The organism is Acidocella aluminiidurans (assembly GCF_055383125.1).
The window spans coordinates 2,177,255-2,193,170 of the sequence record NZ_AP031589.1; the positions used below are offsets into that span (position 1 = coordinate 2,177,255).

The 15,916-nt window shown below is 66.0% G+C and carries 17 protein-coding genes; 10 read left to right on the forward strand and 7 right to left on the reverse strand.

Annotated elements, in window-relative coordinates; all coding sequences use genetic code 11:
• Positions 1-70: 70 nt before the first annotated feature.
• From ACZ46S_RS10820 to zapE, 4 genes are all read right to left on the reverse strand, one after another.
• Positions 71-2,932 (reverse strand): 2-oxoglutarate dehydrogenase E1 component, encoded by a 2,862-nt coding sequence (locus tag ACZ46S_RS10820; RefSeq protein ID WP_464061732.1) that lies wholly within the window; start codon positions 2,930-2,932, stop codon positions 71-73.
• Between the two features lie 232 nt (positions 2,933-3,164).
• Positions 3,165-4,040 (reverse strand): succinate--CoA ligase subunit alpha, encoded by an 876-nt coding sequence (gene sucD, locus ACZ46S_RS10825; RefSeq protein WP_008495134.1) that lies wholly within the window; start codon positions 4,038-4,040, stop codon positions 3,165-3,167.
• Entirely contained in the window at positions 4,040-5,236 is a 1,197-nt protein-coding gene (gene sucC / locus ACZ46S_RS10830) for an ADP-forming succinate--CoA ligase subunit beta (protein ID WP_234731279.1), read from the reverse strand. The genes sucD and sucC overlap by 1 nt, the downstream gene beginning before the upstream one ends.
• A gap of 172 nt (positions 5,237-5,408) precedes the next feature.
• On the reverse strand, positions 5,409-6,557 hold the full coding sequence (gene zapE / locus ACZ46S_RS10835) for a cell division protein ZapE (RefSeq protein ID WP_464061733.1): 1,149 nt from the start codon (positions 6,555-6,557) through the stop codon (positions 5,409-5,411).
• Between the two features lie 129 nt (positions 6,558-6,686).
• Between zapE and ACZ46S_RS10840 the strand changes: the two genes are divergently transcribed.
• Complete coding sequence (locus tag ACZ46S_RS10840; protein WP_464061734.1) at positions 6,687-7,322, forward strand: 2OG-Fe(II) oxygenase; 636 nt, start codon at positions 6,687-6,689, stop codon at positions 7,320-7,322.
• A 98-nt stretch (positions 7,323-7,420) separates the two neighbouring features.
• Here ACZ46S_RS10840 and ACZ46S_RS10845 read toward each other — a convergent pair whose 3' ends face one another.
• Genes ACZ46S_RS10845 through ACZ46S_RS10855 form a run of 3 tightly spaced genes read right to left on the reverse strand, consistent with a single transcriptional unit; the run spans position 7,421 to position 9,716 of the window.
• On the reverse strand, positions 7,421-8,068 hold the full coding sequence (locus ACZ46S_RS10845; protein ID WP_464061735.1) for an ATP-binding cassette domain-containing protein: 648 nt from the start codon (positions 8,066-8,068) through the stop codon (positions 7,421-7,423).
• On the reverse strand, positions 8,065-8,766 hold the full coding sequence (locus ACZ46S_RS10850) for a molybdate ABC transporter permease subunit (protein ID WP_464061736.1): 702 nt from the start codon (positions 8,764-8,766) through the stop codon (positions 8,065-8,067). The genes ACZ46S_RS10845 and ACZ46S_RS10850 overlap by 4 nt, the downstream gene beginning before the upstream one ends.
• A 41-nt stretch (positions 8,767-8,807) precedes the next feature.
• Complete coding sequence (locus ACZ46S_RS10855) at positions 8,808-9,716, reverse strand: extracellular solute-binding protein (RefSeq protein WP_464061737.1); 909 nt, start codon at positions 9,714-9,716, stop codon at positions 8,808-8,810.
• 265 nt (positions 9,717-9,981) lie between these two features.
• Here ACZ46S_RS10855 and pgsA point away from each other — a divergent pair, with 265 nt between their 5' ends.
• The 9 genes from pgsA to ACZ46S_RS10900 are packed head-to-tail and all read left to right on the forward strand — an operon-like array spanning position 9,982 to position 15,859.
• On the forward strand, positions 9,982-10,560 hold the full coding sequence (gene pgsA / locus ACZ46S_RS10860; protein WP_464061738.1) for a CDP-diacylglycerol--glycerol-3-phosphate 3-phosphatidyltransferase: 579 nt from the start codon (positions 9,982-9,984) through the stop codon (positions 10,558-10,560).
• A gap of 6 nt (positions 10,561-10,566) precedes the next feature.
• Positions 10,567-11,064 carry a molybdopterin-guanine dinucleotide biosynthesis protein B gene (mobB, locus tag ACZ46S_RS10865; RefSeq protein WP_464061739.1) on the forward strand — a complete coding sequence of 166 codons (498 nt, stop codon included), beginning with the start codon at positions 10,567-10,569 and terminating at the stop codon, positions 11,062-11,064.
• A gap of 13 nt (positions 11,065-11,077) precedes the next feature.
• The gene (locus tag ACZ46S_RS10870; RefSeq protein ID WP_464061740.1) at positions 11,078-11,488 is read left to right on the forward strand and encodes a hypothetical protein; all 411 of its coding nucleotides are present in this window, start codon (positions 11,078-11,080) and stop codon (positions 11,486-11,488) included.
• Complete coding sequence (gene moaD, locus ACZ46S_RS10875) at positions 11,478-11,744, forward strand: molybdopterin converting factor subunit 1 (protein ID WP_464061741.1); 267 nt, start codon at positions 11,478-11,480, stop codon at positions 11,742-11,744. The genes ACZ46S_RS10870 and moaD overlap by 11 nt, the downstream gene beginning before the upstream one ends.
• A 4-nt stretch (positions 11,745-11,748) precedes the next feature.
• Positions 11,749-12,234, forward strand: a complete 486-nt coding sequence (locus ACZ46S_RS10880) for a molybdenum cofactor biosynthesis protein MoaE (protein ID WP_464061742.1) — start codon at positions 11,749-11,751, stop codon at positions 12,232-12,234.
• Positions 12,235-12,244: 10 nt separating this feature from the next.
• A complete protein-coding gene (locus ACZ46S_RS10885) occupies positions 12,245-12,760 on the forward strand; it encodes an adenine phosphoribosyltransferase (RefSeq protein WP_295745955.1) in 516 nt (171 codons plus the stop codon).
• Positions 12,761-12,817: 57 nt separating this feature from the next.
• Positions 12,818-13,867: a hypothetical protein gene (locus ACZ46S_RS10890; RefSeq protein WP_464061743.1), complete on the forward strand. Its 1,050-nt coding sequence runs from the start codon at positions 12,818-12,820 to the stop codon at positions 13,865-13,867.
• Positions 13,868-13,871: 4 nt separating this feature from the next.
• A complete protein-coding gene (gene radA, locus ACZ46S_RS10895) occupies positions 13,872-15,290 on the forward strand; it encodes a DNA repair protein RadA (protein ID WP_295745949.1) in 1,419 nt (472 codons plus the stop codon).
• A complete protein-coding gene (locus ACZ46S_RS10900) occupies positions 15,287-15,859 on the forward strand; it encodes a CvpA family protein (RefSeq protein ID WP_295745946.1) in 573 nt (190 codons plus the stop codon). The genes radA and ACZ46S_RS10900 overlap by 4 nt, the downstream gene beginning before the upstream one ends.
• The last annotated feature ends 57 nt before the right edge of the window (positions 15,860-15,916 follow it).

The window sequence follows — 15,916 nt, forward strand, 5'->3', positions numbered from 1 at the left end:
CAATTTTTATGGAACGAGCAAATTCATGCGCCTGCCCCGGCGGGTTACGCCAGGGCAGGCGCCTCTTGCTCTAAACGCTCAGCGCCTCATTGACCAGGGCGGCCTGCTCGGCGGCGAAGGCCTTGGCCAGACCAGCGGCCGGGGAGGCCATGGCGCGGCGGCCGACATAGCGCGGGCGCCGGGCGGCATTGCCCAGGCATTCCAGCACCGTCTCGATCCGGCGATCCACGAAGAACCAAGCGCCGTTATTCTCCGGCTCTTCCTGGCACCACACCACTTCGGCGTTCTTGTACCCCTCGATCGCCGCTTTCAGCGCCTTGGCCGGGAACGGATAGAACTGCTCCAGCCGGACGATGGCGACATCCTTGATCCCACGCTCGCGGCGCTCGGCCAGCAAATCGTAATAGACCTTGCCGGAGCACAGCACGACGCGCTTCACCTGCTCGGGCGCCACCAGCTCGTCGGTCTCCGGCAGCACGAACTTGAAGCCCGTGCCCTCGGCGAAATCCGCCAGCGGCGAGACGCAGAGCTTGTGGCGCAGCAGGGATTTCGGCGTCATCAGAATCAGCGGCTTGCGGTAGTTGCGCTTCATCTGGCGGCGCAGCGCATGGTAGTAGTTCGCCGGGGTCGAGATATTGCCGACGATGATGTTGTTCTCGGCGCAAAGCTGCAGATAGCGCTCCAGACGGGCGGAGGAATGCTCCGGCCCCTGGCCTTCCTGGCCGTGCGGGAGCAGCATCACCAGCCCGGACATGCGCAGCCACTTGGTCTCACCGGCGGCGATGAACTGGTCGATGATCACCTGCGCGCCATTGGCGAAATCGCCGAACTGCGCTTCCCAGAGCACCAGGGTCGAGGGGTCGGCGACGGTGTAGCCATATTCGAAGCCCAGCACGCCGACCTCGGAGAGCAGCGAGTTGAAGATCTCGATGCGCGCCTGGCCCTCGGCGATGTTGTTCAGCGGCACATATTCATTCTGGTTGACCTGATCGACCAGCACCGCATGGCGCTGGGAGAAGGTGCCGCGCTGCACATCCTCACCGGAGAGGCGCACACGGTGCCCATCCAGCTGCAGCGTGCCGAAGGCCAAAGCCTCGCCGGTCGCCCAGTCCAGCCCTTCGCCGCTCTCGAACATCTGCTTCTTGGCGTCGAGCTGACGCGCGATCTTCGGGTTCAGCTCGAAATTCTGCGGCGGGGTGTAGAGCGCCTTGCCCACCTGCTGCAGTTGCGCCAGCGGCGCGGCGGTCACGCCATCCTGCTGCTCGGCATCGTCACCGGCCTGTTTCAGCCCGGCCCAATGGCCCTCCAGCCAATCCGCCTTGTTGACCTTGTAATCCTTGGCCCCCTCGAAGGCGGCTTCCAGCTCCTGGCCATACTCATCCATGATCGCCTTGGCCTCGGCCTCGGAGACCGAGCCTTCCTTGGCCAGACGCTCGGCATACAGAGCGCGGGTGGTCTTCAGCGCCTTGATCGCCTTGTACATGATCGGCTGGGTGAAGGCCGGCTCGTCATTCTCGTTATGACCATGGCGGCGATAGCAGACCAGGTCGATCACCACGTCGGTGGCGAACTCGCAGCGGAACTCGGCGGCGATCTGCGCGGCATAGACCACGGCTTCCGGGTTGTCGCCATTCACATGCAGGATCGGCGCCTGCACGGATTTGGCGACGTCGGTGCAATACATGCCGGAGAAGGCATGCGCCGGGACGGTGGTGAAGCCGATCTGGTTATTGACCACCAGATGCACCGAGCCGCCGGTGCGGTAGCCGATCAGCTGGCTCATCGCCAGGGTCTCATACACCAGCCCCTGGCCGGCGAAGGCGGCATCGCCATGCATCTGGATCGCCATCGCGGATTTGCGGCTGGTGTCGCCCATCATGTCCATGCGCGCGCGGATCTTGCCGACCACCACCGGGTCCACCGCTTCCAGATGCGAGGGGTTCGGCTGCAGGGACAGATGCACCTGGTTGCCGTTGATCACCACGTCGGTCGAGGTGCCGAGATGGTATTTCACGTCGCCGGAGCCCTGCACATCGTCCGGCTTGAAGGAGTTGCCGCCGAACTCGGAGAACAACGCCACCAGCGGCTTCTTGACGATATTGACCAACGTGTTGAGGCGGCCGCGATGCGGCATGCCGATGGCGATCTCGCGCACCCCCTTGCCGGCGGCGGCCTCGATGATCGCGTGCAGCGCCGGGATGGTGCTCTCACCGCCCTCAAGCCCGAAGCGCTTGGTGCCGACGAAGCGCTTCTGGCAGAAGGTCTCGAAGGAATCGGCTTCCGTCAGCTGCTTCAGGATCTTCGCCTTGCCCTTCTTGTCATAGGCGGAGAGCCAGGGCGCGCCTTCGATCTTGCGCTGGATCCAGCTCTTCTGGGCCGGGTCCTGAATATGCATGAATTCCACGCCGATCTCGCCGCAATAGCTGGCGCGCAGCGCCGCCATCACCTCTTTCAGCGTCGCCGTCTCGAAGCCGAGCACGCCGTCGAGGAAGATCGGGCGCTCGAAATCGGCGGCTTCGGTGAAACCGTAAGAGGCGGGGTCGAGCTCGGAATGATAGGCTTTCGGCTTCAGCCCCAGCGGGTCGAGCTTGGATTCCAGATGCCCGCGCACGCGATAGGCGCGGATCAGCATCAGGGCGCGGATGGAATCCAGCGTCGCGGCGCGGGTCTCGGCCGGGTTGCCGGTGGGGGCCTTGTTGGTCTTCGGCGCGGCTTCCGCGCTCACCGTCTCGAACACGCAGGGGCGCGGCGCCCAGGAGGCGCCGGATGCGTCGGTGAGGATGGCTTTGGTGTCGTCGTCCAGCGCGGCGAACAAGGCCGCGAAATCGGGATCGACAGAATTGGGGGCTTCCACCCATTTCGCATAAAGCTGCGCGATGAACTGGGCATTGGCGCCATTCATCGCGGTCGCAATCACGTCCACACCGGCCATAAACCTATCCTCTCCTAATACGCATCCAGCCGCGGCCTGTTTCTCGCTTCACCGCCGGAGGCAATCTCTGCAGCACTATCCTCGCCGGGCGTATAAGGCACTGGCGTTATTGTGCCGTTACCCGGAACCATGGGGCTGGGTTGCCAAATCCGCATGGTTGCCGCGATGTTGCCCCCATCCCGGCACGGGGATGAAAAAAACCCCATGGCGTGACCGCCATGGGGCAATGAAATCAGGCCTTCAGGGCCTTCAGCATCGTGCTGCCCAGCGAGGCCGGGCTGTCCGCGACGAAGATACCCGCTTCCTTCATGGCAGCGATCTTCGCCTGGGCGGTGTCCTTGCCGCCGGAGATCACGGCACCGGCATGGCCCATGCGGCGGCCCGGAGGGGCGGTGGCGCCGGCGATGAAGCCGACAACCGGCTTCTTGATCTTGTGCTTGGCGAGGAATTCCGCGCCGTCGATCTCGGAGGGGCCGCCGATCTCGCCGATCATGATGATCGCCTGGGTCTCATCATCATGCAGGAACATGTCCAGCACCTCGATGAAATCGGTGCCCTTCACCGGGTCGCCGCCGATGCCGACACAGGTGGACTGGCCAAGCCCGGCCGCCGTGGTCTGCGCCACCGCCTCATAGGTCAGCGTGCCAGAGCGCGAGACGATGCCGATGGAGCCGCGCTTATGGATATGGCCGGGCATGATGCCGATCTTGCACTCATCCGGGGTGATCACGCCGGGGCAGTTCGGGCCGACCAGGCGGGACTTGGAACCGGACAGGGCGCGCTTGACCTTGACCATGTCCAGCACCGGGATGCCCTCGGTGATGCAGACGATCAGCTCAACCCCGGCATCGATCGCTTCCAGGATCGAGTCGGCCGCGAACGGCGGCGGCACATAGATGGCGGAGGCGTTGGCGCCGGTCTTGGCCACGGCCTCTTCCACGGTGTTGAACACCGGCAGGTCGAGATGGGTCTGGCCGCCCTTGCCGGGGGTCACGCCGCCGACAACCTTGGTGCCATAGGCCAAAGCCTGCTCGGAGTGGAAGGTGCCCTGGGCGCCGGTGAAGCCCTGGGTGATGACCTTGGTGTTTTTATTGACGAGAACGGCCATTACGCGGCTTCCTTCACGGCTTTGACGATTTTCTCGGCCGCATCGGCCAGATTGTCGGCGGGGATGATCGGCAGGCCGGACTTGGCCATGATGTCCTTGCCGAGCTGCACATTGGTGCCTTCCAGGCGCACCACCAGCGGCACGGAGAGCGAAACCTCGCGGGCGGCGGCAATCACGCCTTCGGCGATCACGTCGCAGCGCATGATGCCACCGAAGATGTTGACCAGGATGCCTTCCACGTTCGGGTCGGACAGGATGATCTTGAAGGCCGCGGTCACGCGCTCCTTGGTGGCACCACCGCCGACATCCAGGAAGTTCGCCGGCTCGGCGCCGTAGAGCTTGATGATGTCCATGGTCGCCATGGCCAGGCCCGCACCGTTCACCATGCAGCCGATGGAGCCATCGAGCGCCACATAAGAGAGCGAGTATTTGTTGGCTTCCAGCTCCTTCGGGTCTTCCTCACCCTCGTCGCGCAGCGCCTCGATCTCGGGATGGCGGTAGAGGGAGTTGTCGTCGAAGGTCACTTTCGCGTCGAGCGCGTAGATCTCGCCGGAACCGGTGACGACCAGCGGGTTGATCTCGATGATCGCGATGTCCAGCGCCACGAAGGCGTTGTACATGGCGGTGACGAATTTGGCGAAGGTGCCGACCTGCTTGCCCTCAAGGCCGAGGCCGAAAGCCAGCTTGCGGGCATGGAAGCCGGAAATGCCGGAGGCCGGGTCGATCGGCGCGCGCAGGATCTTCTCCGGGTGATGCTCGGCGACTTCCTCAATCTCCATGCCGCCCTCGGTGGAGGCCATGATCACCACTTCGGAGACCGAACGGTCGATCAGCAGGGAGAGATACAGCTCGCGCTTGATGTCGCAGCCGGATTCCACATAGACGCGGCGGACCAGACGGCCGGCCGGGCCGGTCTGCTTGGTGATCAGCGTGTTGCCGATCATCGCCGCGGCGGCCTCACGGACCTCATCCAGGCTCTTGGCCAGGCGGACACCGCCCTTGCCGTTCGGGTCGTCCTTGAACTTGCCGGCACCGCGGCCACCAGCATGGATCTGCGACTTCACGACGTAAATGGGGCCGGGGAGTTTCTTGGCGGCATCCACCGCTTCCTCGGGCGTCCAGGCCACATAGCCGTCCAGAACCGCGACGCCATAGGCCTTCAGCAGTTCCTTGCCCTGATATTCATGTATGTTCATGTGGAGTTCAGCCTACCTGTCTTAAAAGGTTACAAAGGGGGCGTCCGCGGGGGGGTGCTAGCCCACATCCCCCGCCCTGGCAAGCAGCATTGTGCATCGCGAAAGGCCTTCGGCAGAAATTTCATGCCGTTTTGATGCACATTCGTGCCGATGGCCTTGCGCAATGCCCAGCTCATGTCAGGTGCGGCAGAGCGAGATAGGTTTCGCTCTGCATCTCCTCGAGCCGCGAGGCGGTTCGCTCGAAGATCGAAGCGCCCTCGCCGGACCGGTAGAGATCGTCCGGATAGGCGGCCGCCGAAGCGTAGAGCTTGCAGCGATGCTCATAGAGCGCGTCGATGAGGGTAACGAAGCGCCTGGCCTCGTCGAAATTATCGGGCGAAAGCCGGGGAATCCCGTCGATCAGCACGGTATGGTAGTGGGTGGCGATGGCGAGGTAATCGCCCGCCCCCAGCGCCGCCTTGCACAGCGCCTCGAAATCGAACCGCGCCACGCCGTTCGCCGCCAGCGGCACCTCCAGGCGGCGGCTCTGGATCACCAGCGTCTCGGACCTGGCGGGCTGGCCCTCGGTGAGATGCGCGAACACCCGGTCGATCGCGGCATCGGCCCGGCTATCGGCCGGCACCACCCAGGCCTTCAGCCCATGCTCGCGCCCGCGCCGGTAATCCTGGGCGGAATCGAGCACCAGCACATCCAGGCGCTTCTTCAGCAGCTCGATGAAGGGCAGGAACGCGTCGCGCCCCGGTTTACCTTTATAGAGATCGTCCGGCAGCGTGTTGGAGGTGGCCACCACAACCACCTGACGGGCAAACAAAGCCTCGAACAGCCGGCCCAGGATCATCGCATCGACGATGTCATGCACCTGGAATTCGTCGAAACAGAGCAAGGCCGCCTCGCCGGCGATGAGATCCGCCAAAGCCGGCACCGGATCGTCCACCTCCGGGTGCTCGCGCTTGATCTTATGGAAGCTTTTATGCGCCTGCTGCATGAAGTCATGGAAATGGATGCGCTTCTTGCGCGGCACCTGTGCCGCCTCGAAGAACAGATCCATCAGCATGGATTTGCCCCGCCCGACCTCGCCGACAATATAAAGCCCGTTCGGATGGTCCTGCACCTCATCCACCGGCTTGCGCCGCAACATGCGGGAGAACCAGCCATTCGGCGGCTGTTTCGGGTTGGGGTCATAGCCGCGCAATTTGGCCCAGAGGCCCTGCAGCTGCTCCGCCGCCACCGCCTGCGCGGCATCATGCTTCAACAGCCCGGCGGCGATTCGGGCGCGATACGCCGCCATCACGCCCGGCTCGGCTTGTGTTAACTTGGACATACGGGAGCGCACATTGCGCCTGTTGATGCGGCGCAGCAACCCGCATGCGCGCATGGCGCCTTGCACGGGGGGCGGGAAGCGCCTACCTAAAAGCGCATTGCCCCACACGAAATGTTAATGGAAATAGCCATGGAAGTCGCGGATTTCAGCGCCTTGAGCGCGACCCCGGTCTCGGCGGACCCGTTCCCCCATATTCTGCTGGAACGCTTCATCAAGCCAGAGGCGCTGCCCGCCGTGGTCGCGGATCTGCCGACGATGAAGGCGCGCGGCAGCTTTCCCATCGGCGCGCTGAAGCTGGGCCCGGCGGCGAAGGCCGCCATCGCGGCGCTGGAAGGCCCGCAATTCCGCGCCATCGTGGCGGAGAAATTCGGGCTGGACTTGGCGGACGCGCCGCTGATGACGACCTTGCGCGGCAATTCCGGCGAGCAGGACGGGCGCATCCATACCGACAGCTCGGCCAAGCGCGTCACCATCCTGCTTTACCTCAACCCCGCCTCGGGCGAGGCCTGGGCCCGCCACCAAGGCTGTTTGCGGCTGCTGCGCGATGGCGAGAACCTGGAAAACTACGCCAAGGAAGTGCCGCCGGTGGAGGGCACGCTGCTGGTCTTCCCCAACGGCCCGACCACCTGGCACGGCCATAAGCAATTCATCGGCCAGCGCTATGTCGTGCAGATGAACTACATGACCACCAGCACCAAAGCCAAAGCTGAGATGCGCCGGCATCACCTCTCCGCCTTCATCAAGCGGCTGACCAAGGCCGCCTAGAGCCTTCAGCTTTTAGCTGAACGCTCTGGCATTCGTTTTGGCGAGCAATTTCATGTGTTTATTTTGACTCTGGCGCGTCAACCTAGACACATATTGCTCTAAACCCCCAGCAGCGCCGCCGCCTCCGGGCTCACCGGGGCGGCGAACAGTTCAACCGTCGGCCCGTGCTGGATGATCCGCCCGCCCGCCAGCAGCGCCAGCGCGTCCGCCTGCGCCGCGATGTCGTAATCATGCGTCGCCGCCAGCACCGGAATGCCCCAGGCAGCGGCGGTCTGCTTCAACCAGCCCAGCGTCTCATCGCGCGTCTGCCGGTCCAGCCCGGCGGAGGGCTCGTCCAGCAGCAGCAGATCCGGGCGGTGCGCCAAAGCCCGCGCCAGCGCCACCCGCTTGGCCTGGCCGCCGGAGAGCTGCGCCGGCCGGCGCTGGGCCAGCGCCTCCAGCCCCAGCGCCGCCAGCAGACGCCGCGCCTCCTCCAGCCGCCCGCGCCCTCTCAGCGCATAGGCGGTGTTTTCCAACACGCTCAGATGCGGGAACAACAGCGTCTCCTGCGGCAGATACCCCACCGGCCGGCGCTCCGGCGCCAGCCCGGCCCAGGGCGCGCCCTCAGACGGCAGCAGCCCGGCCAAGGCCCGCAGCAGCGAGCTCTTGCCCGCGCCGGAGCGCCCCAGCAGCGCGGTAAAGCCCTGCACCGGAAAGGCCGCATGCAGCGCCACCGGGGCGCGCAGCCGCAGATCGATCGCGATCACGCCCGCGCCCGCAGCGAGAGCCAGAGCGGTACCGGCAGGGTGGCCAGCAGGAACATCGCCACCAGCGGAAACACCGCCTGCAGCCCTAAATCCTGCACATCCGTCCAGAGCTGCACCGGCATCCCGGCCGGATAATAAGCGACGATCAGGATGATGCCGAATTCCCCCAATGCCCGCACCCAGGCCAAAGAGAGCGCCGCAGCCAGCCCCTTGCGCGCCATCGGCAAGGTCACCCGCAGCCGTGCCGTCCACAGCCCGTCCCCCAGCGTGCGCGCCAGCCCCTCATATTCATCCGGCACCTGGGCGATGGCACCGCGCGCCGCGATCACATAGGTCGGCAATGCGGCGTAGATGGTGGCGAGCAGGAAGGCGGCGGGGGTGTTGGTGAGGGTGATGCCGATGGCGGCGAAAGCCCGGCCCAGCGGAGCCGCCGGCCCGTAGGTGACAGCGAGCAATATGCCCAGCGCCAAGGTCGGCATCAGCATCGGCATCAGTACCGCCGCCTCGGCCAGCAGCGCCAGCCGGCCATGGGCGCGGGCCAGATAAAAGGCCAGCGGCGTGCCGGTCAGCACGATGATGCAAAGCGCCATTGCGCCGCCGAGCAGCGAGGTGGCGATGGAGGCCCAATCCTGGGCGCTGAGCGCGACATCCCGCCAGAACGCATCATGGCCGATGAGCGCGCTCAGCGGCGCCAGCAAAAACGCCAGGATGAAGAGCAGAAACCCGGCGCGTAGGCGTTTCAGATGGACGCTCCCTTGCCCGGGCCATAGCCATAGCGCTTGAAGATCGCCTGCCCATCCGGCCCGGCCAGGAATTTCACATAATCCGCCGCCGCCTTCGGGTTCGCCGCTTCCTTCAGCGCCATCGCATAGAACACCAACGGGCTGGGATGGATGGTCTTGCTCTGACCGCTCTTCTCCTTCAGCGTCAGGCGCGCCTTGTCATAGACGCTCTTGGCCAGCGCCGGGTTGGACAGGTTGATCGCGTCCGGCAGCTCGATGAAGGGCAGTTTCTGAGAGACCACGGCACTCTTATAGCCCAGAGTCGCGTCGATCTGACCAGCCTCAAGCCGCGCCAGCAGCGAGGGCTCGGCGAAAATCTGCGCCGGGTTGAGCATCGGCCCCGCGACTTTCTGCGCAAAGCCCGGCAGCTTGTAATAAGCCTCGGCCAGTTGCAGCGCGAACAGCACATACTGGCCCTGCGGGTCGGCTGTCGGGTCGGTGCGGCCGAGATGAAAATCCGGGTTCAGGAAAATCTTGGTCCAGCCATCGCCCTTGGCGGCGGCGAACTGGCCGGCGAATTTCGAAGCCGGGGAATAGGCCAGAACCATCGAGGTGCTGGCCACCGGCACCGCTGTCTCCGCCAGGCCGGCCTCACGCACAATCTTCGCCGGCCCGGCGGACACCGGCACGAACACGTCCGGCTTCATCGCCCCGCCGGTGATCAGATGCGCCAGCGCCACCGCGCCCTGGCCGATGCCATGCACATCCACGCCCGAGGCCGCGGTGAAGGCGGGGTTCAGCCCCTGATCCATCAGCTTGCCCATGGACCCGGCAAAGGCGACGGCGATGGCCTGCGCGGCAAAGGCGCGTTGGGCGGCGGCCAGGGCCAGAGGGGCGGCCAACAGCAGGCGGCGTGAAACGGACATGTGAGACTCCGAAGCGATATGTTCATTTGAACATATCGACTGGAATGCGCCCTGGTCAATTCCAGGGCCATTTCACTGGCGCGAAAACCCCGCTAGAGCGCTATCGGTTCAGCTTGATCGCTTCGCGATTCAAGTTGAACCGATCAGGCTCTGAAGCCTCGTTCACATTGGGCCCCGAACGAGGCTCCAGCTTTTTGTTTGAACGAGCAACTTTATCCGATCAAACGATTACGTTCGACCGAATGTTGCTCTAGGGTGCGCGACAATGCTGACCGATCTGCCCAATATGCTCACAATGTCGCGTATTTTCGCGATCCCGCTGCTGGTGCTGCTGGAGGCGATCGGCGCGCCTTGGGCGGATTTCTGCGCGGCCCTGCTCTTCACCCTCGCCGGGATCACCGATTATCTGGACGGCAAGCTGGCCCGCGAGCTGGCCCAGCTCTCGAATTTCGGCCGCATGCTGGACCCGATCGCCGATAAGCTGCTGATCGGCGCGACGCTGATGTGCCTGGTCGGCTTCAAGCATATGCCCGGCTTTGGCATCTATCCGGCCATCGTGATCATGCTGCGCGAGATCCTGGTCTCCGGGCTTCGTGAATATTTGGCGGAAATTCGCATCGGCCTGCCGGTGACCAAGCTGGCGAAATGGAAGACCGGCGTGCAGATGGTCGCCCTTGGCCTGCTGCTGCTGGGCGATAGCGGGGCGCATTTCATCGGGCTGGGCGCGCTGCCGATCAGCGCCCTCGGCTTCGTGCTGCTCTGGCTGGCGGCGGCGCTGACGCTGATCACCGGCTGGGACTATCTCACCGCCGGGCTGCGCCATGCCAGCGCCCCGCGCGCCTGACAGGGTTTGGACGTTCTCTGCGTCTCCGGCTGGTCCGGGTCCGGCAAAACCACGCTGATCGCGGGGCTGATCCCCTGCTTCACGGCCCAGGGGCTGAGCGTCTCCAGCGTCAAGCACGCCCACCATAATGTCACGCTGGACAAGCCGGGCAAGGATAGTTTCGTGCATGCGCAGGCCGGGGCGCGGGAGGTCATCCTCACCACCGAAGCCGGTTTCGCCCTGTTTTCGCGCACCCCGGCAACGTTGGAAGACCTGCTGGCACGGCTGAACCCGGTCGATCTGGTGCTGATCGAAGGCTTCAAGGCCGAGCCTCTGCCGCGCCTGGCGGTCTACCGCCCGGCTTTGGGCAAGCCCGCCCCCTGGCCGGATACGCATCTGCTGGCCGTCGCCAGCGATGCGGCCCTGCCGGATTGCCCGGTGCCGGTGCTGCCCCTGGACAAACCGGCGCTGATCGCGGATTTCCTGATCGGAGCGCTTGGTCTAAACCGGACAAGCCAACGCTGAAGGAGCATCGTCTTTGCGCACCCCCCTTGCCCTGATGGCGGCGTTTTGCCTCACCGGCTGCGCGGGCGGCGGCACCTTTCTGGAGCACGCCTCCTGGCCCTTCGGCAACCCGAACGCGCCGCCGGTGGTGAGCGAGACCGGCGCGCGCGCCGTCGGCAAACATCCCGCCATCACCCCGCTGGCCACCCAGGCCGGCGATGTCTGGCCAGGCCCGGTGAAGCAGATGCCCACACTCAGCGAGGTGGAAGCCAATTCCAACCGGCCGCTGGGCCAGGCTTTCATGCCCTCGCTGCCCTCGCCCTACCCGCCCGGCCAGGGGCCGCAGGTGAATGGCGCCGAAGGCGTCACCGCCGGCGGCCCGCTTTACGACCAGCAGGGCGGCCAGCCGATGATCCCCCCCGCCGCCCCTGGCGATGCGCGCTAGCGCCATGCGGGTGCTGTATTTCGCCTGGCTGCGCGAGCGCATCGGCAAAAGCGCCGAAGAGCTGGAGCTGCCCCAAGGCATCACCACCCCGGCCGGGCTGATCGCGTGGCTGCGCACACGCGGCCCCGGCTATGAAGCCGCCTTCATCGAGGAGGCGCGGATCCGCTGCGCCATCGACCAGGAATTCCAGCCCCTCGACGCGACGCTGGAGGGTGCCAGCGAAATCGCCTTCTTCCCGCCGATGACCGGCGGCTGAGCGGATGTTCCTCGTCAGCGTCCAGGAGGCGGATTTCAACAGCGGCGCCCTGCTGGCGCAACTGGGCGGCGACGCCATCGGCGGCATCGCCAGCTTCACCGGGCTGGTCCGCCAGAACGCCACCGGCGATCTCGCGGCGTTGCGGCTCGAACATTATCCCGGCATGACGCAAGCCGCGCTGACCCGCCTGCTGGACGAGGCCCGCGCGCGCTGGGATCTCGCCGGCGGCATCGTCATTCACCGCATCGGCCGGCTGGAAGTGGGCGAAAACATCGTCTTCGTCGCCACCGCCAGTGCGCATCGCGCGGCAGCGCTGGACTCCACCGCCTTTCTGATCGACTGCTTGAAAACCGGCGCCCCCTTCTGGAAGGCCGAGGAGCGGCTGAACGGCGAGACCGCCTGGGTGGAAGCCCGGGCGGCGGACGATGAAGCTGCCGCATCCTGGCATAATCGCGCCAAAAATTTGCCGCAGGGCAAGGGTCGTTTATAGGAACCCCATCATGGACCTCAAAGATCACATTCGCGGCATCCCGGATTTCCCCAAGCCGGGCATTCTCTTCTACGACATCTCGACGCTGCTGCGCGATGCCGATGCCTGGCAGGTGGCCATGGGCCGTCTCGCCAACCGCGTGCGCGCCTATCACCCGACCGTGCTGGCCGGGGTCGAGAGCCGCGGCTTTCTGCTCGCAGCACCGCTGGCGCTCAAGCTCGGCTGCGGCTTTGTGATGATCCGCAAGCCCGGCAAGCTGCCCGGCGCCACCGTCGGGCTGGATTACGCGCTCGAATACGGCACTGACCGCGTCGAGATTCAGGCGGATGCGGTTGAGCCGGGGGCGCGCGTCGTCGTCGTCGACGATCTGCTGGCCACCGGCGGCACTATGGCGGCCGGGATCGAGCTGCTGCGCAAGGTGGGCGCGGAGGTCGTCGCCGCCGCGGCGGTGATCGAGCTCTCCTTCCTGAATGGCCGCGCCAGGCTGGATGTGCCGGTGGAAACACTGGTCCAGTACGACGATTGACGAAATGAGCGGCGCGCGTAATCTCCCGGACTTCGAGGAAACCGGAGTCCAAACCAGATGAAACGCCGGCAACTGCTCGGTGCCCTGGCCGCTTCCGCGTTGCTGCCAGGTGCCGCCCGCGCCCAGGCGATGGCGCAGGCCGCGCTCGGCCCGATGAATCTGCTGGTGGCCGGCCCGAATGGCGGCGCCACCAGCCGCTGGGGCAGCGCCTTCGCGCTCGCCATCGCCGACCATTTCCCCGGCAGCCCGAACATCGTCGCCGAGCCGGTGGGCGGGCTGGATGGCGTGACCGGCGCCAACCGGCTGGATGCGCTGATGGTGCCCGATGGCCGCAGCGCCGCCATCCTGCCCGGCGCCGCTTTGATCGCCTTCCTCACCGGCGATTCGCGGGTGCATTTCAACCCGACGCAATGGACCCCGCTGCTCGCCGGCTTCAATTCCGGCGTGCTGATGCTGCGCGCCCCGAAAGGCAGCGTGCCGAGCCTGGAGACGCTGCGCCAACACAGCCCGCTGCGCCTCGGCGCCGCCCAGACGCAAAGCGATGATCTGGCCGCTTTGCTCGCGCTGGCCCGGCTGGGCGTGCCCACCGTTCCGGTCTTCGGCCTGCACACCAATGAAGAGAAAACCCGCGCCTTCATCGCCGGCACGGTGGATGCGGTGTTCATCTGCGGCGAAGGCGTGCCGGAGGATATCACCCCGCTCACCGCCTCCGGCGCGGTGCCGGCTTTTTGCATCGGCGCCCCCGGCCCGGGCGGCAGCGTGGGGCCGGACCCGCTCTTCCCCGGCCTCGCTTTGCCCGGCACGCTGGGCCCTGCGGTCAGCCCGCTGCTCGCCACCGCCTATGAGGCCGCCGCCGCCGCCGCGCGGCTGGATTTCCTGATGGTGCTGCCGCGTCTGACCGACCCAGGCGCGGTCTCCATCTGGCGTAGTGCGGCCATGGAGGCCGCCGGCAGCGAGGCGGTGGCCGCCGCCGCCCAGGCCAGCTCCATCTCCTTGCAGCCCGCCACCGTGCTGGCCAACGCGCTCACCGCGCTGGCCATCGTCCCGGCCGAGCAGCCGCAGCTTCTGGCCTTCCTGGCCAAGAATTACGGCTGGCAGCCCGGCTAGTATTTTGGCTAAAGCTGCAAAAACCTTCGCCTGCACCGCCTGCGGGGCGGTGTTTCCAAAATGGGCCGGGCGCTGCGAGGCCTGCGGCGAATGGAACACGCTGGAAGAGCAGGTCGCCCCCAAGGCACTGCCCGGCGGCATCAAGGACGGCGCCCGGCGCGCCGGCGCCAAAATCGAATTTGTCGGGCTGGAGGGCATCTCGCCGCCGCCGCCGCGCATCCCCACCACCATCGCCGAGTTCGACCGCGTGCTCGGCGGCGGCCTGGTCCCGGCCTCCGTGGTGCTGGTCGGCGGCGATCCTGGCATCGGCAAATCCACCCTGCTGCTGCAGGCGAGCGCCGCCCTGGGCCGGGCCGGGCAGGAGGTGCTCTATATCTCCGGCGAGGAATCGATCGACCAGATCCGCCTGCGCGCCTTGCGCCTGGGCCTCTCGGACGCGCCTTTGCGCCTCGCCGCCGCCACCCAGCTCGGCGACATTCTGGCCAGCCTCAGCCAATATCCCAACGCGGCTTTGGTGGTGATCGATTCCATCCAGACCATGTGGGCGGAAGGGATCGATTCCGCCCCCGGCTCCGTCACCCAGGTCCGCGCCTCCGCCTTCGAGCTGATCCGCGCCGCCAAAACCCAGGGCTTCTCGCTGCTGCTGGTCGGCCATGTGACCAAGGAAGGCGCCCTCGCCGGGCCGCGCGTGGTCGAGCATATGGTCGATGTCGTGCTGCATTTTGAAGGCGATCGCGGCCACCAGTTCCGCATTTTGCGCGGCATGAAAAACCGCTTCGGCGCCACTGACGAGATCGGCGTGTTCGAGATGACCGGCCGCGGCCTCTCCGAGGTCGCCAACCCCTCGGCTTTGTTCCTGGCGGAGCGGCGCGGCAATGTCGCGGGAAGTGCCGTGCTGGCCGGGCTTGAGGGCTCGCGCCCGGTGCTGGTGGAAATCCAGTGCCTGCTCTCCCCCAACCCTGGCGGCTCGCCCCGGCGCTCGGTCATCGGCTGGGATTCCGGCCGGCTCTCGATGCTGCTGGCGGTGCTGGAGACGCGCTGCGGGCTGAAGCTTTCGATGAATGATGTCTATCTCAACGTCGCCGGCGGCTTGCGGGTGAACGAACCCGCCGCCGATCTCGCGGTGGCCGCCGCCTTGATCTCAGCCGCCTCGGACGTGCCGACCGACCCGGAAATGGTGTTCTGCGGTGAAATCGGCCTCTCCGGCGAGTTGCGCCAGGTGGCGCAGACCGAGTTGCGGCTGAAGGAGGCGGCGAAGCTCGGCTTCGCCCGCGCCGCCGGGCCCAAGCGCGTGGCTGGCGGCACGGGCAAGCTCAGCGTGCCCAAAACACTTTCCCTGATTGAAATCGGGCATCTGACGGACCTAGTTGGCATCATCGCCACCGGCCAGAAGCCCGGCGCGAAACGCAAGGAGGCTGAATGACCTGGGTCGATGCGGTGGTGCTTGGGGTTGTGGCGCTGTCCGCCCTGTTCTCGATGGTCCGTGGCTTTGTGCGCGAGGTGCTTGGGGTCGGCGCCTGGATTGGCGCGCTGCTCGCCTGCCTGAAATTCTATGCCCCGGTGCAGCCTTACATCGCCTCGCTGCTGCCCAAAGGGCTGCAGCATTTCGCCATTTACGGCGCGATGGCGGCGGTGTTCCTGGTGGTGCTGATCGTGCTCAGCCTGGTCAGCGGGCTGATCGGCGGGCTGGTGCGCGAATCGCCGCTTTCCGGGCTGGATCATTCGCTCGGCATCGTCTTCGGCATCGCCCGCGGCGCCATCATCCTGTTCATCGCCTATATCGCGCTGGGCATGGCCGAGCCCTCGACTGAATGGCCAAAGCCGATCGTCGATGCCCGCTCTCTGCCCATCGCCTATCAGGGCGCCACCTGGCTGGTCGGCTTCCTGCCGCCGCAATATCAGCCGAAAGTGCAGAAACTCCCCAGCCCGCAAGCCCCCAGCGCGGATACGCTGATGCAGCAGCCGGTCGCCGGCAGCGCGCTGGGCAAATAGCGGGCGGGCCTCGGCCCCGACATCATCAGTAAGCCGTTCAAATTGAACGCATAAACC

Coding starts and splice junctions, on each gene's coding strand:
- ACZ46S_RS10900 (WP_295745946.1), top strand. CDS start 15,287: ATGACCTGGGTCGATGCGGTGGTGCTTGGGGTTGTGGCGCTGTCCGCC.
- ACZ46S_RS10820 (WP_464061732.1), bottom strand. CDS start 2,932: ATGGCCGGTGTGGACGTGATTGCGACCGCGATGAATGGCGCCAATGCC.
- moaD (WP_464061741.1), top strand. CDS start 11,478: ATGCGCGCTAGCGCCATGCGGGTGCTGTATTTCGCCTGGCTGCGCGAG.
- ACZ46S_RS10840 (WP_464061734.1), top strand. CDS start 6,687: ATGGAAGTCGCGGATTTCAGCGCCTTGAGCGCGACCCCGGTCTCGGCG.
- zapE (WP_464061733.1), bottom strand. CDS start 6,557: ATGTCCAAGTTAACACAAGCCGAGCCGGGCGTGATGGCGGCGTATCGC.
- sucC (WP_234731279.1), bottom strand. CDS start 5,236: ATGAACATACATGAATATCAGGGCAAGGAACTGCTGAAGGCCTATGGC.
- ACZ46S_RS10885 (WP_295745955.1), top strand. CDS start 12,245: ATGGACCTCAAAGATCACATTCGCGGCATCCCGGATTTCCCCAAGCCG.
- ACZ46S_RS10855 (WP_464061737.1), bottom strand. CDS start 9,716: ATGTCCGTTTCACGCCGCCTGCTGTTGGCCGCCCCTCTGGCCCTGGCC.
- sucD (WP_008495134.1), bottom strand. CDS start 4,040: ATGGCCGTTCTCGTCAATAAAAACACCAAGGTCATCACCCAGGGCTTC.
- ACZ46S_RS10880 (WP_464061742.1), top strand. CDS start 11,749: ATGTTCCTCGTCAGCGTCCAGGAGGCGGATTTCAACAGCGGCGCCCTG.
- ACZ46S_RS10890 (WP_464061743.1), top strand. CDS start 12,818: ATGAAACGCCGGCAACTGCTCGGTGCCCTGGCCGCTTCCGCGTTGCTG.
- pgsA (WP_464061738.1), top strand. CDS start 9,982: ATGCTGACCGATCTGCCCAATATGCTCACAATGTCGCGTATTTTCGCG.